The organism is Oryzihumus leptocrescens (assembly GCF_006716205.1).
GTDB lineage: Bacteria > Actinomycetota > Actinomycetes > Actinomycetales > Dermatophilaceae > Oryzihumus > Oryzihumus leptocrescens.
Genome location: NZ_VFOQ01000001.1, coordinates 114,017 through 135,897, shown reverse-complemented (window position 1 = coordinate 135,897; position 21,881 = coordinate 114,017). Strand labels below are relative to the sequence as shown.

Here is a 21,881-nt window from a genome sequence, read left to right as displayed (position 1 = left end):
GTCAGTCCTGCTGGGCACGCACGTAGGCGGTGAGCTTGTCCTTGTGCTGACCCAGGGCCTTCACGTCGTAGCCGAGGCTCGTGGTCGCGTCGGCGGCGGTCAGCGCGTAGGTCTGCCCGCCCGAAGCGACGGTCACGCGGTCGAGGTTGGCCACCAGCCCCAGCAGGACGGTGGCCGGTGCGCTGAAGTCCGTGCTGCGGAACGGCTTGTCGAGGTGGTTCAGCCGCACGGTGACGCCATACGGAGCGCGGTCGGTCTGCAGCTCCACGGTGTAGCTGCCCGCTGGACCGAAACCGGCCTGGCTGACGAGCTCGACCACCTTCGAGCTGTCTCCCACGTAGGGGCTGCGAGCCGACCACAACGAGTCGGCCCTGTCCGACGTGTCCGGCTGGGCGGACGGTGAGGTGCCGCACCCGGTCAGGGCGACGGCGACGAGCAGAGCGGCTGCGGCAGCGCGACCAACCACGACACATCCCCCATCCGTGGAACCCCTTGTGGGCGGAGGCTACACAGGCCGACGGGGAAGCGCCGGTGAACGCGGCCTAGGGCTCGACGAGCATGACCACCGTGTCGGGGCGGACCCCGTCGAACTTCATGGCCTCGGCCGCCGCATCCGTCTGCATGAACTTCTGGAACGTGTCCACATCCGCGAGCTCCACGATGAGCCCGACCCGGTTGGTCTTCGCCGGGTCGACGAAGGTCCGTGCCGTCATCCCAAGCGGCCCGAACACCTCTTCCCGCTTCGTTGACCGGAGCCAGTGGTCGACGTCGTCAACTTCGTGGAAAACCAGCAACGTCGTCATGGTCGCCTCGCCTTCAAGTGGTGCGTCAGCGCTGAGCGGCGCCGCTCGCGACGTTAGTTCGGGGCGACCCCCCGCCACTCGGCCAAGCGGCGTAGCCGGGGGCGACCCGGCGGGCGCCGGCCCCGACCCGGGTCAGCCGAGCAAGCCCGGTGGCAGCGGCAGCGCAGCTCCCGTCCGGCGCGACGCCAAGATATAGACAAACATGCTCAACTGCACGCATCTGTTCGACAACACATGTAAGCGGCGTTACGTTGAATCCCGAGAGATCCGGACACATGCCTCGTTAGGGGACAAAATGGCCGCGCTACCTGCCACTCTCGCGACGGCTGCCAGCACCGGCGGCCTCCAGGACTGGATCAAGTCCAACGTCATCCCGCTGCTGATCCTCGTCATCGCAGTCATGCTCTTCGTGGTGGCGCAACGAGGTGACAACGCCCGGGCCATGAAGGTCGTTGCCGGCGTGATCATCGCCCTCGCCGTTCTCGGCCTGGCCACCGGAGGCCACGCCGAGAACATGGGCCAGTGGCTCGCGAGCCTGGTGACGGGCTGACCGGACCGAGCTCATGCGGCTGCCAGTCGACGACGAGATCTACAACGTCAACGCGGTCTGGCTGGGACCGCCACGCAAGACCCTGCCCTGGCGGGCGCGCTACGTCGCCTACGCCGTCGGCCTCGTGGTGTTCGTCCTCCTCCAGGTGGTCGAGCGCCGCCTCGGCATCGGCCTCGGCTTCTTCTCCCTGGCCTACAGCGTCCTCGCCACCATCGGCCTGACCCGCCTCATCCTCAGCGTGGTCGACCACGACCGTCCACTCAGCTCGGTGCTCGCGGCCTTCGCGCACGAGATCGAAGCGCCCCGCGAGCAGACCAGGGTCACCGAGCACACCATCCGCCCGGCTCGCGTCCGAGCAGTCCCCTTTCGCGTGAGCCGGGCCCAACGTCGCGCCGCGCGTCGTCGCCAGGCGCAGCCTCGGGAGGCGTGATGGGCTCCACCTCTGGCCTTGCCCTGCGACGGATCAGCGGGCACTGCACCGTGACCGCCGAGAAGATCCACGCCTGGTACCTGCTCGACCCCCAGGGGTGGTCCTTCCGGCCGGACCCGGTCCGTGAGCAGCTGATCATCGACGGAGCGGACGCCTACGCCCAGCTGGTCAAGCGCAGCCTGCACCTCCGGGTGACGACACGCCCCTACCCGGTGAGCACCTGGGCCGCCGCCCACGACGCCAACGCCCCCGCACCCCTGCCGGCGTGGCGTGACTACCTGATGCGCGACCAGCACCACCTCGCCGGACGGTCGATGGCCGACAAGGAGGTCTACGTCGGGGTGGAGATCCCCGCGCGCAAGGGCTTGTACAAGGCGCTCGGCGGGCTGGCCGGGTCCCTCTCCGACCGCGAGGTCGCGGCGCTGTCGGCCCGCATCCGCGAGACCGACGAGATCATGTCCGCTCCCGGGATGGACGGGTCGCCCGCCACGCCCCGGCAGCTGGAGTGGCTGCTGCACCGCTCCTGCTCCCTGGGCCTGCCCGCTCCCCTGACGATCGGCGCCGTCGACGACCCCCACTGGGAGAGCGAGGACCTCGGGGAGTTCACCGACCACGTCCGCTGGACCGCGATCCCCTACGGCCGCACCATCCGCGTCGTCGGGGAGAACGACACCCAGCGCATCGAACGGCACGTGTGCATCCTGTCCGTGGGGCGCATGACCGACCTGGAGATCCCGTCCGGAGTCCCGTGGATGCAGCGCACCGACCAGCTCGGCTTCCCGGTCGAGTGGTCAGGCCGGGTCGAGATCGAGGACTCCGCCCGGGTCGGAGCCGCGATGCGGCGCTCGATCCAGAAGATCCGCGCCCAGAAGGACCACTACGAGCTCGAGCACGCCGAACCCGCGCCCGGAGCCCTTGACCGGCAGGCCGACAAGGCCCTGGCCGTCGAGGACGAGATCTCGATGGGCCTGTCCGGGCTGAGCACCCGCACCCGGGGCTGGTTCCGCCTGGCCGTCTCCGCGCCCACCGAGGAGGAGGCCCTCGAGCGCGCCTCCGCCGTGCGCAAGCTCTTCGCCCCACAGATCACCATCGCCCGCCCAGCGGACCAGTACGCCGTGGCTCGGGAGTTCATCCCGGGCGAGCGGCTCGGCAGCACGGCATACCGGCGACGTATGCCGGTCACCACCCTGGCCGCCGCCGTCCCGGCGGCGACCGCGAAGGTCGGCGACCGGGTCGGCATCCACCTCGGGGAGACCTCCGGGACCTCGTCGCGGGTCGTCACCTGGGAGCCCTGGGAGATGACCGAGCGCGGGGAGGAGTCCGGGCTGGCGGTTCTGTGCGCCGGCCTGGGCGGCGGCAAGTCCACCGCCGGCGGCAACATCATCTACCGGTCCCTGCTGCAAGGGGTGCCCTGGACGGTGCTCGACCCGTCCGGGCGCCTCACCGCGCTGTGCCGCCTGGCCGAGCTGGCGGACCACGCCCGGGCCGTCGACCTGCTCGACGCCCCCGCCGGCGTGCTGTGCACCTATCGCGTCATCGCCGAGCCTCGGCGCGAGCACTACGCGTCCGAACTGGACTGGCGCACGGCCCAGGACAACGCCGCCGACACCCGGCGCCTGCTGACCTCCAGCGTCCTGCGGTCCATGCTCCCCCGGCAGATGCAGGACCACGTCCTGACCGAGGTCGCCCTGATGCGCGCCGTGGGCAGGGTCCGGGCCACCAACACCGCCTCGACGATGGAGGTCGTCGAGGAGCTGGCCGTCCTGGACGGCGACCCGGAGCTGAGGCGGCACTCCGGCTACATGGCCGACTTCCTGCGCGAGGCGGCCAAGACCAGCCATGGCCGGCTGATCTTCCCCGCCGGCTACCACCACGACTACGCGCATGACGAGCCGCTGCTCACGGTCTACAGCCTGCGCGGCCTGGCCCTGCCGGATGAGAACACGCCGTACTCCGACGACCTCGACGAGCGGCTGAGCATGTGCGTGCTCTACCTCGCGGCGTGGCTGACCCAGCGCGGCATGTACTTCGGCGACGTCCACGCCCGCAAGGGGATCTTCATCGACGAGGCCTGGGCCCTGTCGACCTTCAGCACGGGTCGCCGGTTCATCGACCGCGCCTCGCGGGACAGCCGCAAGCACAACACCCGCGTGCTGCTGGCCAGCCAGAACCCTTCCGACCTGCTGGACCTCGGCCTCGCGAACCTCATCTCCGCGGCGTTCATCGGTCGGCTGACCGACGAGGGAGCCCAGCAGGATGCGCTGCGCTTCCTGCCGGGGGTGCGGGAAGGGGTGGGCTACGAGGCCATCTTCGGCACCCTCTCCCGGCCCTCCCGTGAGGGCCGGCGGGGGGCCCGCGAGTTCGTCTTCAGCGACGGCATCGGCGGCATCGAGCGCATCCGCATGGACATGTCCGCCCACCCGGACCTGCTGGAGGCCCTGAGCACCACCGCCGACCCCGAGAAGGCCCGCAACCGGCTGGGTCGCCACCGCACGGACTCGCTCCCGGAGGCCCCGGCGGCCCCGGCCGACGATCTCGGGGAAGAGAGCGCCTGATGCGATCCCGGCGCCTTGCCCTGGTCCTCGCCGCCACGGCGGTGGCCCTCCTGTGCACCATCGCTGCGGCCTCCAGCGCCCAGGCCCACCCCAGCATCCCGGGCGTGCCCGACTGCAAGGACGCCCCGACGGCCCAGATGCCCGGTGACGGCGTCACGGGGTTCCTCGACGCGCCGCCGCGCCCGGCCCCCGCCCCCGGCGACCCGTGGGCGGCTCACCCCACCACCAGCGTCTACGAGCAGTACGGCTACGCCGGGCTCGCCTGGCACACCTACGACCTGGGCTGCGGCGGCGACGCGCGGGACATGGGCGCGGCCAGCGACACGATGCTCGGCAACGCCGCCCTCTCGGTGGCGAACTGGGGCACCGCCGCCACCAACGGGCTGCACAACACCATCGCCCACCCCGGTGAGTACATGGCGCCCCTGGACGACGTCGTCGGCACGGTCACGACCCGCGTGCACAACGCGATCTGGTCCCCGTGGGGTGGAGCCTCCCTGCTCGGCGTGGTCGTCCTGCTCCTCTTCTACTCCGCGCACGGCCGCCTCTCGGACGTCACCCGGGCGGCCGCGTGGGCAGTCCTCGTCATCACGGTGATGGCCGGCCTGGCGCAGTACCCGGCACGCGTGTCGAGCTTCTTCGACCACACCATCACCGGCAGCATCGCCGGTGTCAACGCCGCCAGCTCGGGGCTGGCCTCCCTGCCGGCCACGTCGGACCCCGCCCGCGCGCAGGGCTCCCTGCTGGTGGACCGGGTGCTGTATGACGCGTGGCTGCGTGGCGAGCTCGGCTCCAGCGACTCCCCCGCCGCCCGGCGCTGGGGGCCGGCCCTGTTCCGGGCCAGCGCCTACAGCTGGACCGAGGAGAAGGTGGCGAAGTCCAGCCCGGACAAGGCGCAGCAGCTCGCCGACGCCAAGGCCGCTGCCTGGAAGGACACCGCCCAGCAGATCCAGGACCAGGACCCCTCGACGTACGCCTACCTCCAGGGCAAGGCCGGCGGACGGCTGGGGACCGGGGTGATGACCATCTTCGGAGCCACCTTCACCGGCCTGTTCCGGCTGGTGAGCGACCTGTTCACGTTCGCCGGGCTGGCGATGCTGCGCCTGCTGGTGATGCTCTTCCCCGCGGTCGCCGTCCTCGGCGTCCTGGCCCCGCTGAGCGGCATCGTCCGGCGGGTCGCCAACATCGGCGGGGCCTCGGTCGTCAACGTCATCGCCTTCGCCGCGGCGTCGTCGGTGCACACCACGGTGGTGTCGGCCATCCTGTCCCGCGCGCGGCTCGGCGGGATGAACATGCTCGCCCTCGTCCTGTGCCTGGTCGTCACGCTCGTCGCGTTCGTGCTGATGTTCCCGCTGCTCTCGCTGACCAACGTCGTCGGCCTGTCCCACGGGGGCGGCGTGAGTGCCCTCCGCCGGGCCGGGCGACTACTTACGCGCTACGCCGTCACCCGGCAGGCCGTCCACGACGGCACGGGTCACGAAGAGGAGCACGACGAGGCGCCGGCGCCCCCGCCCGGTCCCGCCGCGGCGTCGGTGCGCTACCGGGCGGTCGACCTGCCCGCCGAGGTCTTCAGCCGACCCGAGGTCAGGCACCCGCCCCTGCCGTCCGTCGACACCGACCCCGCCACGGAGCTGGCCGGACGGCCGGGTCCTGGGGGTGCGCCGGCACTACCGCACCAGCCACGTCGCCAGACGGCCCAGTGGATGCTGCGCGAGAACGAGCACGTCATCGAAGGCACCGTCGTCGACGAGTCCCCGGCCCACCTGCGCCGCATCGAGAGCTACGACGTCCACGACTCCCACACCGAGGTCCGCCCGGACGGGGTCGGCCCGCGGATCTACGACCCGGCCACCAAGAGCACCGTGCTGGTCCCTGCCCGGGAACCGGACCTCGTGGACGGGCGGCGGACGTGAGCACCCGACGGGACGAGCTCCTGCGCTGGCCCCTGTGGTCCTGGCGCAACTTCTCGGTCACGACCGCGGTAGTGCTCCTCCTGCTGGCCGGCCTGGGCCGAGTCGTGAACACCGCCCCCGCCGCCACCCACCGCGCCGCCGGTGCCACGGCCACGGCTGGCCCGTCCACGACGCTGCCGCCCCAGGCCTCGACCACGCCGGACGTCACCGCCTCCGCGACCACGCCGTCGACCGCGCCGCCGGACGCCGCTGCCGCCTCGGATCCCGCCGCGACCCGCGTCGCCACCGGCTTCGTCCGCGCCTGGGCGCGACCCGGCCTGGACCAGGGCACCTGGCTACACGGCATACAGCCCTTCCTCGCCCCGCCGCTGGCGAGGGCCCTGTCCTCGACCGACCCGGCGCAGGTCCCGGCCAGCGCGGTGACGGGCGAGGCGAGGTTGTTGCGGGCCACCGCCACGGCGACGGTCATCACCGTCCCCACCGACGGTGGCCCGGTCGCGGTGACCCTGCGCAGCTCGGCCGGACGCTGGAAGGTCACCGACATCGAGCCCGCAGGACAGGCCCCCGCTGCCCCCACGCCCGCCCTGACCCCCTCGACTGCCGGTCACTGACATGCCGGCGCCACTCATCGCTGCCGCGGGCCACGTGCTGAAACGGCGCGTCATCCGCCGCGCCGTCAAGGTCGCGGCGGTCCTGCTCCCGGTCGCGGCGGCAGGGGCCGGTGCCGTGGTGCTGGTCCTGGTCCTCATCGTCCAGGGCGGCACGCCGCACCAGGGCGAGTCGGCCAGCAGCTGCTCGACCGTCACTGGTGGGGCAGCGGTCAGCGTGGCCGACCTGACCCCGGAGCAGGTGGCCAACGCCCAGAGCATCGTGGCCGTCGGCCGCAAGCTCGACGTCCCGCCGTACGGCTGGGTGGTGGCCGTCGCGACAGCCATGCAGGAGTCCGGCCTGCGCAACCTGCGCTACGGGGACCGCGACAGCCTGGGACTCTTCCAGCAGCGGGCGGGCTGGGGCAGCGCGCAGGACCGGACCAACCCCGTCGCCGCGGCCCGGATGTTCTACGAAGGTGGAGCCGGAGGACAGCCCGGTCTCCTGAAGGTGCCCGGCTTCGAAGGGCTGCCGCTGACCCAGGCCGCCCAGGCCGTGCAACGCAGTGCCTTCCCGGGCGCCTACGGGCGGTGGGAGGGCCTGGCCCGGCAGGTCGTCGGTAACCCCACCGTCCTGTCGGCCACCTGCTACGACGCCGGCGCCTTCACCAGCGACGGGTCACCAGGCGCGTCGGCCGTGTCAGCAGCCCTGTCCGTCATCGGCACGCCCTACAGCTGGGGCGGAGGTGGCCCGGCCGGCCCGAGCCGGGGGTTCGGAGCGGGTGCTGCGGTGGCTGGTTTCGACTGCTCCTCGCTGGCGCAGTACGCGTGGTTCACGGCGACCGGCGTGCGGCTTCCGCGGGTGACCGACCAGATCGCCGCGTCCCTGCCGCACGTGCCCCGGGGCGCCGGGCTGCGGCCGGGCGACCTGCTCTTCTTCCACGCCCCGTCAGACCCGGCGGGCAGCTACCACCACATGGGGATCTACGACGGGCAGGGCAACATGGTGCACGCGCCGCAGACCGGCAAGACGGTCGAGGTCGTCCACGACGTCATGCACGTCCCCTACTTCGCCGGCCAGTTCGCGTTCGCTGCGCGCCCGCCGGCCTCGCGCCCGGGATCCGCGCAGGCAGGGGGACCCCATGGATGAGCTTGAGTTCGACCGGGAGCTCCAGGCCCTCCTGGAGGGTCGACTGCCCCGGTCGGCCTCACTGGCCCAGCCGCCCTCGTCGCTGCCGCCGGCCGTGGTGGCCCTGCGGGCGGGAAACATCAGCGAGCCGTTGGTGGGGCACCGCGCGCGCTTCCAGATGACCAGCTTCGGCGAGCACGGTGAGTGGCTGGACTACGGCTGGCGGGACGGGCTGCGCATCGTCAGCGAGCCGACTGCGGTTGACGGCCTGGCTGAGCCGGGTGTCTGGGTGCAGGAGGAGGCCGACTACTACCGGACCCTCGCCGGCATCGCGGACCTGCCCCGCTTCGCGGCCGGCGTATCTCGGCTGTGGGTCGAGGAGTACGTGAGCCAGGAAGCGCTCGGGCAACCCCTGTCGGGCGATGTGGTGACGGACCCGGCGGACCGGTGGCTGACCGGAGTGGTCCGCGACCCCAACGCGCCCCGGATCAGCCGGCCCGTCCCCGCACGGGAGGTGAACTCCTTCATCGGCCGGCGCGCCATCGCAGCCGACGACGATGGCCACTACCGGTTCGACCTGCGGATCGCGGACCAACCAACGTACGGCGAGGACGGCCGGGTCTATCTGTCCGTGGTCGAGGAGTCGGACTGGTTCCTGTGGAGCGCCCGGACCTACACCGGGCACCACCCCTCGCTGACCTCCGTGCTCGCAGACCAGCTCTGGGTCGAGAGCTGAGGCCCGGACACACCGGTTCAGTCAGGGAAGTTGACGATCGCCCAGGCCAGGGGCAGCTGGTCCTGCCGGGCTTCGGGCTCGGCCAGGTGGCCGGGGCCGAAGAAGCTGCCGGTGAGGTAGTTGTCGGCGTCGGCGATCTGCTGTGGGGAGACCTGTCCCTGGTACTGGAAGTGGTCGATCACGTACGGGATCCCGGAGCTGCCCAGCACCGACGGCCCGTTCATGAGCTGGAAGTGCAGGTGGGAGGCGTTGGCGTTGCCGGTGTTGCCGAGGCTGGCGATGACCTGGCCCCGGTGGACCCTGTCGCCGACCTTGACCTTCAGGCTGCCCTTGAGCAGGTGGGCGTAGAAGGCGTACACACCCCTGCCCAGTCGCAGCACGATGTGGTTGCCGTCCACGGTCTGCAGCGTGAGCTTGCGGGCCAGGACCGGGTCCTTCGCGGGCAGCACCCCTGGGGTGTTGGCATCCATCGTGTCCAGCGTCTCCGTCACCGTGCCGTCGGCGACGGCGAGGATCGGCGAGCCGTAGTCCACGTAGCTCTCGTTCTTGGTCTTGTCACCGGTGTAGAAGGCGCCCTGGTCGTTCGTGCGCTTCCAGTCGATCGCGAACAGCTGGCCCGCGACGAGGTTTCCGTTGACCGCGACCGGAGAGCTGCGGTGGGCGAAGCCCGGCTCGCAGCACCCGTTGAGCGCGACCCAGTTGCGCCCCTTCAGCGGTGGCCCGATGGTGATCGGGCCCCTGACGGAGATCCGGTAGGGCGTCACGGTGTAGTCGGAGGCCTTCGGCTTCGTCACGACCGGGCTCGTCGCGCCCTCGATGAACAGGTGGTGCAGGACGTATGCCGGGGCCTCGTCCAGGGATCCGAAGGAGAAGTCGACGAAGACCAGTCGTGCCTGCTCCGGCGGGATCACCGCGCTCTTGACCGGCACGGCCGGAAGGGCGCGCAGCCGGTTGCAGTCGCCGAAGGGGCATGCGGGGTCGACGAGCTGTGTGCCGGCGAACGAGACGATGACCCTGTTGGGGTGGAAGGCGTCGACCACCTCGAGCTTTCGGAGGGTCGCCGGGACGACGGACGCGTTCTGCAGCAGCAGGTTGTAGGCCACGTGGTAGCGGCCGTCGGTCCCCGGGAAGGGCAAGGTCGAGGGGTTCTCCACCGTGACGGTCAGCGGGGTGTAGGCGTCCTTGAGGGCGATCCCGGCGGGGAGCGGATCGAACGGCGAGCCGCCGTCGGTGCCAGCGCCCGTTGCCGGCACCAGCCCGGCCGTTCTCGGTGGCGCCGCCGCGCTGAAGGTGGAGGAAGCCAGAGCCGCGAGCCCCAGCAGGAGGACGAGCACGAAGCCGAGTCTGCGCATGGTGCACCTCTCAAGGCTGCATCCATCCAGTCTGGTCCCGGGCCGAGCCGGCTGGGAAGAGCCTGCGCGGCATGCATCGCCGCGCCGACGCCCTGCTTAAGGAGGCGCGATGTGTTGAGGTCCGTGAGGTGACTCGCGAGACCGGTCGGGCATCACATGTCAGTGTGTTGCGCCGCATCCAGCCGCCGCTGCATCTCGTAGAAGCCGCGCTGTTGCTTGGTCCCCTCATGTGGCCAGGATTTTCCGCGCATACGTTTGGATCTGCCGGTCGGGGTCTCTGAGGAACTGCTTTGCAAGCTGGTGCCGCTCCTGGTCATCGAGACCGAGCCCTTCTTCCGGCTCGAATAGCGCATAGAGGGCGTAGTAGCGGACGTCCGGATCCAAGTCCTGAGTCATCGCCTTCACAGTGTCTGCGACAAGACCCAATGTCGCCGGCGTGGACAGGCTGGGCAGCTGAAAAGCGATCGTCTCTCGAACACCGGGATCTGGGTGATTCGCCCTGGTCGTGAACTCGGAAATCGCTTCCCGAGCGCTGTTGAAAGCCAACGCCTGAAGTATCCGACGTGTCATTCCAGGGTCGATCTCGTTCTTGAGCATCTCGAGGAGAAGCGGGATGGCTTCGTCGCTGTACGTCCGCCTCCCCTCCGAATCCTGCGGTCCGAGCTCCCGGAGAATGCGGACGCCGAGCTCTCTCTGCAGCGAATCGTCGGCGTCGCACAGCCTGCTCGCCTCGTCAAAGACTTCCCGGCTGCCGAGCGACTGCAGAGAAACGATATTCGGCACAGGAGAGTCGGCCGATTCCTGCCGTAGTTCAGCGAGGGCCGATGCGACGAGATCCTGCAAGTCTTTGTGAGTCATCGAATCCTCCGTATTCCGACTCCGCAGCCCGGGCCAGGTACTTGCGTGACGCTTCACCTGGTCTTGTCAGGAGCTTGGGCCATTGTCGGGGGACTGCACGAGGACGCTGGGGTCAATGCCTTGTGCCATGAGGTGGCTACGAGCGATGCTCACTTCTTCCGTCGTGAGCAGAAAGCGGTTCGTGGCACCGGAGTTGTTCGCATCGAAGGGGACGCCGGACTCATGAGCGATGCCGAGCATGAATTCGGAGTAGGGGGCCAGAGAGACGGCGGCCTCGAACTCGGTGTCGTCTTGCGGCCACAAGTCGGTGGACAGGTGAGTCGAAACTTGCCGTCGCCGAAGAAACCGTCGTCGTGGCGTGGGGAGGAGCCCGACGATGGTGCTGGATACCTCGGGCGGCAGGTCGGGATGGTTCTCGATCTCGACGCTGATCATTCCCAGCCGTTCGCGCATGGCGATGAGGGCGGCACGGTGCGCGGCGTCGGTGGCGGGACGCGAAGCGGTTGGGTCGACCGTGTAGGCCGAGGGGCGGTCGGACGTCGTCACGTGGTGATGATGACGTAGCAGCAGGCAGGTGTGGAGGGGACCTTCTTGCTATCAACGCCCACACGCTGAGCCTCTGCAACGAGTACTTGGCGAAGCGGCCGCACACAATCAGGCTCGACACGACTGGGCTCGGGGAGGACGCGACCTATCAACGCCTGCTGAACGAACTCGACGCGCCCTGAGGACGCCTCCTCGCCCTCCAGCAAGATCCGCTCAACGGCAGATCCTGCAACCAGGGAGCCTGCGATCTAGGCCGAGGTGTCAAGCATCAGCCGACACACGTCCGTCAAGGATGCGCTGAGTCGGGACATCGTCACGCAACTGGTGTGCTGTGCCAGGTGATGTGCCTCGTTGACCTGCCGGGAGCCGTTACAGCTCTGCGGCATGGCAGTGCGTTCACCCGTGAGAGGGTGCAGTCATGGCAGGGGAAGCGGCTCGGGGCCGTGAGGTCACGCTCGAGACGGATCGCCTGCTGCTCAGGCCCTGGCGCGTATCCGAGGCCGTCATCCAGCGTGAGATGTGGGCAGAACGCGATCCACGAGTGCCGCCGCACCGCCGAATCGACGCGGAGGGACACCCCACCGTCGCAGACCTCGAGGAGACGGTCCGCGCCAACCAGCCATCGTCGTTCGGATTATTGGCCGTGGAGCGGAAGACCGCTGGCGACGTCATCGGCTCCTGCGGCCTGGTCGACAGCGGACATAGGGCGCATGAACCGGCACTGGCGTTCGAACTCCTTCGTCGGTTCTGGGGACAGGGGTACGCGACCGAGGCCTCGTGGGCGGTGCTGGAATGGGCGAAATCGTCCGGATACGAGCGTTTGTGGGCCACCGTCTGGGACTGGAACACGGCCTCTCGCCACGTGCTTGCAAAGGTCGGATTCACCGAGACGGACCGCGAGGAAGCGATCCACGGGACCAACTTGATCCTAGGCCGACAATGAGGCCACCCAACAGCACGACGTTGCTGATTAGAAGTCACGTCCAGCGGCCCAGAGAGGTTGTGCACGCGAGACTCTGACGCGGGACTGGACGGTGAAGGCCGAGGGAGAGGTCCCGGGCGCCTAGCCAACACGCCGCCTATCTGAGTCAGGTCGGCGCCCATGCCCCATCGCTGATCTCCCGTGGGCGCCCGGGCCTGGCGGGATGACGAGGGGCCGGCCATGACTGGCCGGCCCCTCACCGCTGGCGTCTCAGCCGATGTGGATCCACTTGGCCGTGGACGGGACGCCTGCGCTGTCGACCACGAAGAGCATGTACCAGCCGGTCAGTGCGACCGTGCTCGACGGCGCCACGGCAGACAGCCCGCCCGTGGTGGGCGTGGTGCTCAAGGCGATGATCCGCTCACTGAAGTCCGCCGTGTGGGTGGCCGCGCCGGGTTCCATGAGCACCGCGTGGCTGCCGGTGGTCGGCGTGCTGATCGTGAACGTCGCGCCGTGGGCGGCCTGGGTGGGCGCCGCGGTGATGGTGGGTCGGGCTCCCGCGCTGAGGTAGCCGGGCGAGTAGAGCTCCATGGTGTTGAGGCCGCCTCCAGTCCCGGTGTCACCAGAGGAGAGCACCCGGCCGTCGGGAAGCAGGACCGCCGCGGAGTGGTAGGCGCGCCGCTTGGCCTGCGCCGCCAGGGTCGTCCAGGTGTTGGCGCCGAAGCTGTAGGACAGCGAGGTGTAGATCGGCCCGTTGTAGTTGCCTGAGGAGTTGCCTGCGTCAGCCATCAGGGTGCCGTCAGGCAGCAGAACCGGGCTCATGTGGGTGCGGGCCTGTGGCATCGAGGCAACGTTGGTCCACCCGGCTGTCGGGTTGGCCGCGTCGAACGTCTCGGCCGCCGCTGTCGCGCCGGTGGAGAGCTTGCCCCCCAGGAGCATGACCTTCGTGGAACCCGAGGCGGAACCGGGGACGAGCACCGCGGCCTCACCGCTGCCGTGGTTGGTGTTCGGGCGCGAGTAGTTCGTCCAGGTCCAGGTGCTCGTGTCCAGGATCGAGGTCGAGCGCGAGGTGACCTCGAGCACCTTCCCGTTGGGCAGAACCCACTGGTGGGGGTACAGGCCCGAGGGGTGCGGGCCGCCGACCTTCACCAGGGTCCCGACGCTGCCCCCGGCCGGCGGAGGCGTGTACACCTCCATGTCCGGGTTCATGGTGCCGTTGTTGGTGAACCCGCCAGAGATGAGCACCCGGCCGTCCGGCAGCCGCGTGGCCGTCGGGTAGTACCGGCCCTGCGGGCTCGAGGGCTGCGGGGTCCAGGTGAGCGTGGCCGGGTCGAACAGGAGGATGTTGTTGATTCCCTTGGCGCCCTTGGCATGGCCACCCACGACGAGGATGCGGCCGTCCGTCAGCGGCTCCATCGCGCCACACTCGACGTCAGCAGGCGGGTCGACCTCCGTGGTCCCGCCGGTGACCGGGTCGTACACGTAGCCGGCCGTGGGTCGAAGGTTCCCGAACAGCAGGACCTTCCCGGTGTACATCAGGACCGAGTGCACGCCGATCACCCGGCTGCTCGCGCCGGCTGGTGTGAAGGGCGCTGACCATGACCCCGGGGTCACGGCGGCCCCGGCCGGCAGTGCTGTGGTCGCAGACAATGCCGCGGCGACAACGGCCGCGGCGCACACAAGTTTTCTCATTCCGTCAGCTCCCCGATTGTTGGGTGTCTGACGAGAACGGTGACGGGGTTGGATCGGGGAGGCTCCGCCTGTGCGACGTAGGCGTCCTGGTCCGAACGCCCATGGCCGTGGATACGGACTGACGTACCCAACGCGCCCATGTGCCCGACGGTTCACCAAGACCGATGGCGTAGCCGGGCCGTGACTTCGGCGGAGGAAGCCCGCCGGCCGGCACAGGTCCCGCCGTTGGTCGTTGACCCTTTCCGTGACACGCCAAGTGAGCTGACGCTGCTGCCGTGGCGAAGGCTCAGGGCCTGGCCGAGGACGGGCGCAGTCAAGCGGTTGGAGCAGTCCTGATCACCCGAATGGGCGATCTGCCCGTCACCGGGGGTGGCCACCATCGGGCTTGGGGTCGGACCTGTAGAGACCCCCACGCAGTGCACATCCGAGGCACGCTACGGGCGCGCCATGAGCGCGCCCTGGGGAGGCTGTCATGAGGTCCTTCGTCCTCGATCGTCAGGCCTTTACGCTGCGCTGGGTCCTGGCGCCAGCGGCACTCGTGGCGGCTGCGGCACATGTGCCCGTCATCGGCCCACACCTGACCGAAGCTCCTTACATGGGAGTGCTGTTCGTTGTGCTGACGGCCGCGTGCGTTGCCCTTGCGGTGGCCGCGATGGTCCGGGACACCATGGCGGTCTACGCCTTGGCGGCGCTGACGTGCACCTTGGCCATCGTGGGCTACATCGCCACGCGGCTGGTGGCCTTTCCGATGTTGGCCGACGACGTGGGGAACTGGTTCGAGCCAATGGGAGTGCTCTCCGTCGGCTCTGAGGCGATCGTCGTGGTGACCGCGGGTCTGGCGTTCCGTGCTGTGGGTGGCCGGGCTCAGGTGCATGACTCAAGCGGCGATGGTTCACCCCTTCCTGTATGACCGGGCTCCCCGCGCACGAACCGCCATGACCGCAAGGCTCGTCTAGGCCCCTTCCGTGCGTCACGTGCGCACGGTGTTGCCGCCTGGTCACGAGCCACCCGGTGGGCCCGACTCGGTGCATGCGGCCGTAGACGGGGGCCCTGTCGTGGCGTGTGCCGCCTATGGTTGGGCCATGCGGCCGGTCGAGCTGATGACCATCGAGGAGCTGGTCGCCGAGGCAAAGGCGCTTCAGCGGTTGTACGAGGCCCGTCTCGCCCAGGCCTCCGACACGCTTGAGCGCCCCACGATGGGTGACATGGACGAGGGCCTGTCGCGGTACTTCGACGTTCGCAGCGAGCTCCAGCGGCGCGAGGACGGGCCGCCCCTTGACGACGTCGAGTCCGCGCCCCCGGATGGGGTCGGCTGATCAGCCCAGCTCGAGCAGTCGTTTGGCCGTGTCGAGCGCCTTTCGACAACGACGCCCACGCCCAGCGCAAGGACGTGCCCGACCTAGTCCGCTTCCTGCTCGGGACCGGCTGCCGGATCGGGGAAGCGCTGGCCGTGCACTGGAGGACGTCGACCTTGACCGTGGGCTCGTTCACGTGAGACGCACCCTCATCCGCATCCCCGGCCAACGCCTCAACACCAAGGCTCCCAAGACAAAGCGGGCACACGCATACTCCGGATCCCGGCGTGGCTCGTGAGCCTCCTGCGGGACCGGCGGCCACACCTGGACACCATCGGCCCGATCTTCCCCAACCGGGTCGGCGGCTACCGCGAACGCAACAACGTCAGGACTGCCTTCCGCCCGGTCCGGAAGCGCACCGAGTTCGAATGGGTGGTCCCCCACACCTACCGCAAGACCGTCGCGACAATGCTCGACCAAACCGGCTTGAGCGCCCGGAATATCGCGGACCAGCTGGGGCACTCGCGGATCTCGATGACGCAGGACGTCTACATGGTCGACGTGCTGTTGACGAGTCGGCGGCCTTCGCCCTGGATGGCCTGTTCGCCCAGGCCGAGCTCGATGACGCGGACGATCCGCCGGCGGTGTTCGTGGTCGGGAATAGCACCGATCGTGGAGGCAAGTAACCGCAACGTGACCGCCCCGGCGCATTTGAGGGCCGGGGCGGTTGTCGCGCAGGGCGCTGACCTGCGGATATGGGAGCCGACGAGGGGACTCGAACCCCTAACCACCTGTGTCTGGCGGGGCGCTTCCCAACGCTTCGCGAATCTGGCGAAAAGCGTTGTGCTGTGGTCGATCTGGCCGATCTGGCTGCTCGCCCGCATCGGGCATTTCCCATCGTTTCCCGTTCAAAGCGATGGCATAAACGATGGCTCGAGCAGGGCCCTAGTCCTCCTCCAGCCGAGCCACAAGATTCCGAGTGAAGTCGGAGACGGACACGTCGTAGCCAGTGGCGCGCGGCCCACTCCAGTTGAGGCCAAGGCGCAGCCCGTCGCGCTCGAGCCCCGGCAGCCAGTTGGCGGTCCAGTCGTCGAGCTGCAGTTCGACCACTTGGAAGTCGGAGTAGGCGGGAACGGTGTCGACGATCGCCTGGGCTCGGCTGCGCTTGGACCAGAACGGCATGGCTCGTACGCCGTCTCCGTTGCGCGGCGCGGGGAAGCCGCCCTCGTCCTTGACGGTGAAGACGAGCCCGTCGGTTCGGATCTCCTCGTAGAACGCGTTTGCGTGCGCGGCCGCCGTGGACATGTCGGGAGCATGGCATGCCCTCGGTGCGCGAAGTCACGGTTTCGGACCGAACCCGCAACCCGCGGAAAGCACGTTGGCCCTGCGTGGGGTAACTCCCGAGGCCCGATTTCGCGCTCAGCGGGTCTTGCCCGGTGGTGGCTGGCTGGCATTTGGTCGGGTGCGACGTCTGTTCTTTCGTCTCTTCTGGGCGAACGCGCCTGCCTGGCCCTACCGTCGTCTCATGGAGCTCGAGGGATGGAACTCGCTCCCCGAGGGGGCGGGGGTTGTGTTCGACAGCAGCGAGGCTCCGCTGTGGCTGCGGGTGCTCTTCCACCTGCCCTTCCTCGACCGCTTCGCCCACCCGCTGCTGGTGGCTCGCGGGTGCGGGTTCTTGAGCGTCGACGATCCCGCGATCTTCGATCCGGACGCGGCCACGGCCAAGGGGTGGCGCATCCTGCCGGAGGACTATGTCGCGCCAGGGTCGTGGGCGGCGTTTGGCCCGGGCTGGTCGACGCAGTCATGGCGGCAAAGGCGGGGCCTCCTGCGTGCTCAGCAGTACGTGGGCGCCGGCTTTGTCGTCGTCGTCCTGGTCGTCTTGGCGGTCAGCGGGCTGATTCCGCTCCCGCTGGGCCTAGCGGGGATTGGTGCAATCGTTGGCTGGCTCTTCTGGAGGGGGCTAACCCCGCGGTAGGGGCGCGTTTCGCCAGCCACGCGGGTCTGCGCATTGACCGTGCCTTCGGAGGCTGGGTGTTAACCCGCTGCGATGCGGGTACGGAGGCCAGGGCTCCGGGGTTGAACAGCCAGCCCCATCGGTTCGGTGCGACCGGCTGCCGTGTCCACGCAGATCTCCCGGCCCTCCTCCCCAGCGCTGTTGAAGGCCACCGGCTGCCAGGTAGGGCCCGAAGCGAGGCTCAGGACGGCTCTGACTGCGGGTCATGGGGGCTGGTGCCCGGCTACATTCGCATTGTTAGCTCGGGAGGGGATGTTCAGGGGGTTGGCATGGCTGAAGGGGCTGGCATGGCTGGTGCGCAAAGGCCTGTTTGGAAGTCGGTCGCGCTGTGGATGCTCGTGGCCCTACTTGGTCTGGTGAGCATCGCGGGGCTGCTGTCCGTAGGTCTGTTCATCTGGCCGTTCTTCGTCGCGGGCGTGGTGCTCATGGCGATTCGTCCAGGCTGGGCCAGGGGTGTTGCGACGCTGCTCTTTGCCCTGGCGGCGTCGTCGCTGATCGTGGTCTGGTTCAACCGGCGGGGGCCGGGCCGGGTGTGCACCGTGGACCCGCAATACGGGCTTGGGTGCGCGGACTACCTGAATCCATGGCTGTTTGCGGGTGTGGCGGCGGCTGCGGCGGCGGTCGCGGTGGTGCTGTTCGTCCGAGCCGCGAAGGGCGGATCGGTAAGCGTCTCGGGGGCCGGGCCTGGTCCGAGCTGACGGGGGTGTGGCGGCGAGGGAGGGGCGTCCTGGCGTTGACCGGGACGCTCCGTTGTTGTGTCCGGGCCCGGTGAGCCCGTGAGCGCGTAGCGGTGGGGTGCGCGAGGACGGCGCGAAGCGCCGCCCGCAGCGCGGGGTCCCACCGGCGCAGCGCGGAGGGCGTGGCCGGGCCGGGTTCGCGCGGCGGAGCCGCGCGCTTGAGCCAGTACGGAAAGTCGTAACCGACCGATGTTTGTCCGGGTGTGCGACACCGATTGATGCATGACACGCCGGTTCGGGTTGTACTGACGGATGGCAAGATTCCCCGTCGTCCGTCGTCGCGCGGTCTTGGGCAACGCCCTGTCACACCATTGAACTGGGAGGCGCCTGAACCCTGAAGTCTCGCTTAGCCGATGAGAGCGAGGGATAGAACCGCACGGACGGGTAGTTCGTTCGCAGCTTGGCGAAGACATCCGAATACTCACGCAGAACCGGCGATCGATGCCATCGACGTGGCAACCATGACCAGTGCATGGTTGGATCGACCAGCGCTACAATTCGGGCCTTCTGTGCACGGAAGCCTGAACTTCCGCAAATGATTCGGCCTTGCGTCTCGATGATCCCAACAACGTGGCCAGCGTGTACGTACTCGCTATCTCCCCGGAAGTACGCCCAGAAGCCACAGGTGCAGTCCGCTTTTGGGACCGCGTGCGCCTCTTCAGGAACCCACCGGTCAACGAAGAAGGTCCTGAAGTCGCCGTTTTCGACAGAGAACACTCCGACCCGATCGAGCGGCCCGAGCACCAAACCCCCGCCAAGCGACGCGCCGGGCTCAAAAATGCGATCCTTCGGGAAATTGACCTGGGTGGACTCAAATCTGTGTGTCACCCCACAGCTGGCGATATTCAGCCCTGGCTGCCAGATCTTGCTTTGGTCGACTAAAGGTCTGAGCCGGCCCAAACCGTCGACATTCCACCCTCGATAGCCACGCAGAACACCTGTGAATAAGGGCACAGCACCGGCGAAGTGGCGGTTCATCCGCGGCAACCCCCTCCATTATCCCCGGAGGATTGTCAGACAAAGACCCTCGCCCAGTGGACTCAGTGGACAGGGGTTCGACATCCGGGTGCATCTGCAAGCCTCGATCCGAGCGGCGTCGCCCCCGAGAATGGATCGGACCGAGAGCAGGGGCGTAGGCCGGATGACGTAGCGGCGAACAGCCAGCGAGCGTCGTCGACCGGCTCGGACGCCTCGGCCAGCCGCGAGCGGCAGAGCGAACCAGTACGGCAGGATGAGCCACGTGACGGACCAGGCGTGGGAGCGGAGGGACGTCACCCAATGGCCGATCCGCGAAATTGAGCAGGCTGGCTCCCACGCAAGTCACTGGCTACAGGAGCCGGAGACGGGGCAAAGATGGCTACACAAGGACACGCTGATCCCTGCCAATGGCGTCGAACAGGGCGAGGACTGGTCGGAGGTGGTCTCCACCCAAGTCGCGATTCTGCTCGGCGTGCCATGTGCGAGCACGCGGTTGTGCGTACGCAACGGCCGACGCGGGTCGATCTCGAGGTCCGTTAGGCCGTCCGGGCACGATCTCAACGAAGGAAGAGTCCTGCTCGAGCGCGCTCAGGCCCCAGGCTACTTCGCTCACGAAGAAGGAAGCCCTGGGATCGACCCGGAAAGGCCCGACACAAAACGGCCCGGGCACAACCTCATCAACATTCGTGACGCGCTGCACAACGTCGATGCCCCGCCGGGGTTCAACGGGCCAGAGACGTGTGGCGCATTCGAGGTTTTCGCGGGCTACTTGCTCCTGGATGCACTAATCGCCAACCGGGACCGCCACGAACACAATTGGGCCGTGCTCACCCCACAGTTGACCACGTCGCCCGAGAGACTGTCTCCCACCTACGACCATGCCAGCAGCCTCGGCTACAACCTCTCTGACATCAAGCGTAAGGATCTACTAGCACGGCCGAGCCGCCTACGGGGCTGGGCTGAGAAGGGGACCGCGTGGCGGTTCGAGCACACCGAGAAGCCCCCAAGTCTCGTCCAGCTCGCCGCTCAAGCCCTGCTCCTGTGCTCCCGCGAGGGGGCCAACTGGTGGCACGGACGCCTACAGACGCTTGACCTCACCCCAGTGCTCGGAGCCCTGAGGGAGCGAGCTATCCCGGGGATGTCAGAGCCCGCCTCTAGGTTTGCCCATGATCTACTTGTTTTGAACCTAGGGAGGCTCCGAGATGCGGTCAGCAGTCGTGCTTGACCACCCCACGACGGTGGCCGAAGGTCCCGAGGTGAGGGACCTGCTTGTGCTGTGGCAGCACCCCCACACCCGTGAGCTCGTGCCAATCGGTCGGTTCACCTACGACGGACACACCTACTCCTTCGCCTACACGCGAGCAGCCGAAGGTGTGGCGGACCTGCGCCCCCTCCCGGGTCTTAACGACCTGAGGGTCCGTTATGTCAGCGAGCGAATCCCCCCTGTATTCGCCCAGCGCGTAATGCAAGCGGACCGCCCCGACTTCGCCGAATACGTTGACACCCTGGGGCTCGATCGTGCCCGGGCCACCCCATGGGAGCAGATCGTGCAATCCGGGGGCATCCGCGCCGGCGACACGCTGCAATTCATGCAAGTACCCCTAGTGGAGAACGGTCGCGCCCGGGCACGGTTCCTCGTAAATGGCGTGTCCCATATGTGCGAAGGCGAGCGAAGGTTTTCCGGCCGGACAATGGCCGTGACACCAGAACAGCATGAGTCAGCCCTTCAGCGCCTAGCGGTGGGAGACTCCGTCTTAGTCGAGGCGGAAGACGACAACCCGAAAGATCCGTCGGCAACTCTGGTGACCTCGGAGGGCATTCCCATCGGATGGGTCCCCCGTGCCATGTCACCGGCCGTGCGCGAGCTAATGCAGCACGTTTCGGTGCGCCCGACAGTGGCGCGCATTGGCCCGCCCGGCACATCACCACACCTGCGCCTAGTGCTGGATCTCGACGTTCCGGCCCCAGCCGATTTCGCGTTCGACCGTGACGGGCGCTGGATCCCACTGAGCAGTCAATAGACCAAGGGATTCGGGACGCCAGTCACCTCGAGATGCGCATCAATGGGCATGTAGGCGCATACCTGGGCATATATTTCTGTCAGGCTCTTCGCCTCGAGCGCGGCAGACATTGCCCGATGCAGCTCCAAGAGGTGGCTCACGTCCCCTGTGGCGTACTCGACCTGCTCATCCGAAAGAACAGGCGTGCTCCAGTCGCTGGTGCGCACGGCACCCTTTTCCAACTTCACTCCGAGGTAGCGATCCAACACCGATTTAAGGCTGTGCTCCTCGTGGGCACCCGACGGGTTGAGCAGCTTCGAGGCAGCCTTCGTGCAGGCGACAGAGCCCGCGCGTATACCCCACCTTGCCTCGAGGAATCGAAGGTCGAAAGGCGCATGATGTAGGACCTTGACGACCTTCGGGTCGGCGATCAAGGCAGCGAGCTCCCCCGGAACCCCCGATACGTTCCGCAACAGCACTGGCCCAGTTGCCGGTGAGAACAACTGACAGAGGAGAAGTTGGTCGGCCGACCAATCCAAGCCGCTCGTCTCCGTGTCCACGGCCACCGATGGCTGCGCCCTCAACTTCAGGGACAGCTCAGGGGGTAGGTCACCGTCGAAGAACGCCACGGACACAGCCGGAACGCTACCTGACTGGTCCGTGCGAAGGCCCCGAGGCCCTGCATGATCGGCGGCGAGAGGCACCCTGGGTGTACTCGCGACCCCTCTCGACTTGCCGGAGGCACACGAGTAGCAGCCTCCACCGAATCGCGGTGCGCCGCCAT

At 68.5% G+C, this 21,881-nt stretch carries 23 protein-coding genes and 1 pseudogene; 15 read left to right on the top strand and 9 right to left on the bottom strand.

What is annotated here, in order from left to right; genetic code table 11:
• Position 1: 1 nt before the first annotated feature.
• Both FB474_RS00670 and FB474_RS00665 read right to left on the bottom strand, forming a co-directional pair.
• Entirely contained in the window at positions 2-466 is a 465-nt protein-coding gene (locus FB474_RS00670; RefSeq protein WP_141786896.1) for a DUF4825 domain-containing protein, read from the bottom strand.
• A gap of 76 nt (positions 467-542) precedes the next feature.
• Positions 543-803 (bottom strand): hypothetical protein, encoded by a 261-nt coding sequence (locus FB474_RS00665; protein ID WP_141786895.1) that lies wholly within the window; start codon positions 801-803, stop codon positions 543-545.
• 295 nt (positions 804-1,098) lie between these two features.
• On the opposite strand from FB474_RS00665, the gene FB474_RS00660 reads away from it, so the two are divergent.
• From FB474_RS00660 to FB474_RS00630, 7 genes are read left to right on the top strand one after another with little or no spacing between them, the layout of a single operon-like run.
• Positions 1,099-1,353 (top strand): hypothetical protein, encoded by a 255-nt coding sequence (locus FB474_RS00660; protein WP_141786894.1) that lies wholly within the window; start codon positions 1,099-1,101, stop codon positions 1,351-1,353.
• Between the two features lie 13 nt (positions 1,354-1,366).
• The gene (locus tag FB474_RS00655; protein ID WP_141786893.1) at positions 1,367-1,783 is read left to right on the top strand and encodes a hypothetical protein; all 417 of its coding nucleotides are present in this window, start codon (positions 1,367-1,369) and stop codon (positions 1,781-1,783) included.
• Positions 1,783-4,338 carry an ATP-binding protein gene (locus tag FB474_RS00650; protein WP_141786892.1) on the top strand — a complete coding sequence of 852 codons (2,556 nt, stop codon included), beginning with the start codon at positions 1,783-1,785 and terminating at the stop codon, positions 4,336-4,338. Before FB474_RS00655 ends, FB474_RS00650 begins: the two co-directional genes overlap by 1 nt.
• A complete protein-coding gene (locus FB474_RS00645; RefSeq protein WP_141786891.1) occupies positions 4,338-6,251 on the top strand; it encodes a hypothetical protein in 1,914 nt (637 codons plus the stop codon). Before FB474_RS00650 ends, FB474_RS00645 begins: the two co-directional genes overlap by 1 nt.
• Positions 6,248-6,862: a hypothetical protein gene (locus FB474_RS00640; protein ID WP_141786890.1), complete on the top strand. Its 615-nt coding sequence runs from the start codon at positions 6,248-6,250 to the stop codon at positions 6,860-6,862. Before FB474_RS00645 ends, FB474_RS00640 begins: the two co-directional genes overlap by 4 nt.
• Position 6,863: 1 nt before the next feature.
• Positions 6,864-7,988, top strand: a complete 1,125-nt coding sequence (locus FB474_RS00635; protein ID WP_141786889.1) for a C40 family peptidase — start codon at positions 6,864-6,866, stop codon at positions 7,986-7,988.
• The gene (locus FB474_RS00630; RefSeq protein ID WP_141786888.1) at positions 7,981-8,703 is read left to right on the top strand and encodes a hypothetical protein; all 723 of its coding nucleotides are present in this window, start codon (positions 7,981-7,983) and stop codon (positions 8,701-8,703) included. Before FB474_RS00635 ends, FB474_RS00630 begins: the two co-directional genes overlap by 8 nt.
• Before the next feature lie 17 nt (positions 8,704-8,720).
• Here the strand turns inward: FB474_RS00630 and FB474_RS00625 are convergent, their stop codons facing one another.
• The 3 genes from FB474_RS00625 to FB474_RS00615 form a co-directional block, all read right to left on the bottom strand.
• On the bottom strand, positions 8,721-10,055 hold the full coding sequence (locus tag FB474_RS00625; RefSeq protein WP_141786887.1) for a M23 family metallopeptidase: 1,335 nt from the start codon (positions 10,053-10,055) through the stop codon (positions 8,721-8,723).
• A gap of 225 nt (positions 10,056-10,280) precedes the next feature.
• Positions 10,281-10,913, bottom strand: coding sequence for a HEAT repeat domain-containing protein (locus FB474_RS00620; protein WP_141786886.1), 633 nt, complete (start codon positions 10,911-10,913; stop codon positions 10,281-10,283).
• Positions 10,914-10,979: 66 nt separating this feature from the next.
• Positions 10,980-11,459 (bottom strand): hypothetical protein, encoded by a 480-nt coding sequence (locus FB474_RS00615; protein WP_141786885.1) that lies wholly within the window; start codon positions 11,457-11,459, stop codon positions 10,980-10,982.
• Positions 11,460-11,877: 418 nt separating this feature from the next.
• Between FB474_RS00615 and FB474_RS00610 the strand changes: the two genes are divergently transcribed.
• Positions 11,878-12,402 (top strand): GNAT family N-acetyltransferase, encoded by a 525-nt coding sequence (locus tag FB474_RS00610; RefSeq protein WP_141786884.1) that lies wholly within the window; start codon positions 11,878-11,880, stop codon positions 12,400-12,402.
• Between the two features lie 249 nt (positions 12,403-12,651).
• On the opposite strand, the gene FB474_RS00605 is transcribed toward FB474_RS00610, so the two are convergent.
• Positions 12,652-13,932 carry a glyoxal oxidase gene (locus tag FB474_RS00605; protein WP_185745976.1) on the bottom strand — a complete coding sequence of 427 codons (1,281 nt, stop codon included), beginning with the start codon at positions 13,930-13,932 and terminating at the stop codon, positions 12,652-12,654.
• Between the two features lie 613 nt (positions 13,933-14,545).
• On the opposite strand from FB474_RS00605, the gene FB474_RS00600 reads away from it, so the two are divergent.
• The 3 genes and pseudogenes from FB474_RS00600 to FB474_RS21465 form a co-directional block, all read left to right on the top strand.
• On the top strand, positions 14,546-14,983 hold the full coding sequence (locus FB474_RS00600) for a hypothetical protein (RefSeq protein WP_141786882.1): 438 nt from the start codon (positions 14,546-14,548) through the stop codon (positions 14,981-14,983).
• A 172-nt stretch (positions 14,984-15,155) separates the two neighbouring features.
• A complete protein-coding gene (locus FB474_RS00595; RefSeq protein WP_141786881.1) occupies positions 15,156-15,389 on the top strand; it encodes a hypothetical protein in 234 nt (77 codons plus the stop codon).
• A 273-nt stretch (positions 15,390-15,662) separates the two neighbouring features.
• Positions 15,663-15,908, top strand: a pseudogene (locus FB474_RS21465) (tyrosine-type recombinase/integrase); the annotation flags it as partial.
• A gap of 405 nt (positions 15,909-16,313) precedes the next feature.
• On the opposite strand, the gene FB474_RS00585 reads toward FB474_RS21465, so the two are convergent.
• Complete coding sequence (locus tag FB474_RS00585) at positions 16,314-16,673, bottom strand: DUF2750 domain-containing protein (protein ID WP_141786880.1); 360 nt, start codon at positions 16,671-16,673, stop codon at positions 16,314-16,316.
• Between the two features lie 220 nt (positions 16,674-16,893).
• On the opposite strand from FB474_RS00585, the gene FB474_RS00580 reads away from it, so the two are divergent.
• Both FB474_RS00580 and FB474_RS00575 read left to right on the top strand, forming a co-directional pair.
• Positions 16,894-17,343, top strand: coding sequence for a hypothetical protein (locus FB474_RS00580; RefSeq protein WP_141786879.1), 450 nt, complete (start codon positions 16,894-16,896; stop codon positions 17,341-17,343).
• Between the two features lie 308 nt (positions 17,344-17,651).
• The gene (locus FB474_RS00575; RefSeq protein WP_141786878.1) at positions 17,652-18,080 is read left to right on the top strand and encodes a hypothetical protein; all 429 of its coding nucleotides are present in this window, start codon (positions 17,652-17,654) and stop codon (positions 18,078-18,080) included.
• Between the two features lie 342 nt (positions 18,081-18,422).
• Here the strand turns inward: FB474_RS00575 and FB474_RS00570 are convergent, their stop codons facing one another.
• On the bottom strand, positions 18,423-19,097 hold the full coding sequence (locus FB474_RS00570; protein ID WP_141786877.1) for a hypothetical protein: 675 nt from the start codon (positions 19,095-19,097) through the stop codon (positions 18,423-18,425).
• A 262-nt stretch (positions 19,098-19,359) separates the two neighbouring features.
• Here FB474_RS00570 and FB474_RS00565 point away from each other — a divergent pair, with 262 nt between their 5' ends.
• Complete coding sequence (locus tag FB474_RS00565; RefSeq protein WP_141786876.1) at positions 19,360-20,322, top strand: HipA domain-containing protein; 963 nt, start codon at positions 19,360-19,362, stop codon at positions 20,320-20,322.
• 31 nt (positions 20,323-20,353) lie between these two features.
• Positions 20,354-21,118, top strand: coding sequence for a hypothetical protein (locus FB474_RS00560; RefSeq protein ID WP_141786875.1), 765 nt, complete (start codon positions 20,354-20,356; stop codon positions 21,116-21,118).
• On the opposite strand, the gene FB474_RS00555 is transcribed toward FB474_RS00560, so the two are convergent.
• A complete protein-coding gene (locus tag FB474_RS00555) occupies positions 21,112-21,726 on the bottom strand; it encodes a ribonuclease D (RefSeq protein WP_221632387.1) in 615 nt (204 codons plus the stop codon). The two genes, FB474_RS00560 and FB474_RS00555, sit on opposite strands and share 7 nt — an antisense overlap.
• Positions 21,727-21,881 lie beyond the last annotated feature (155 nt).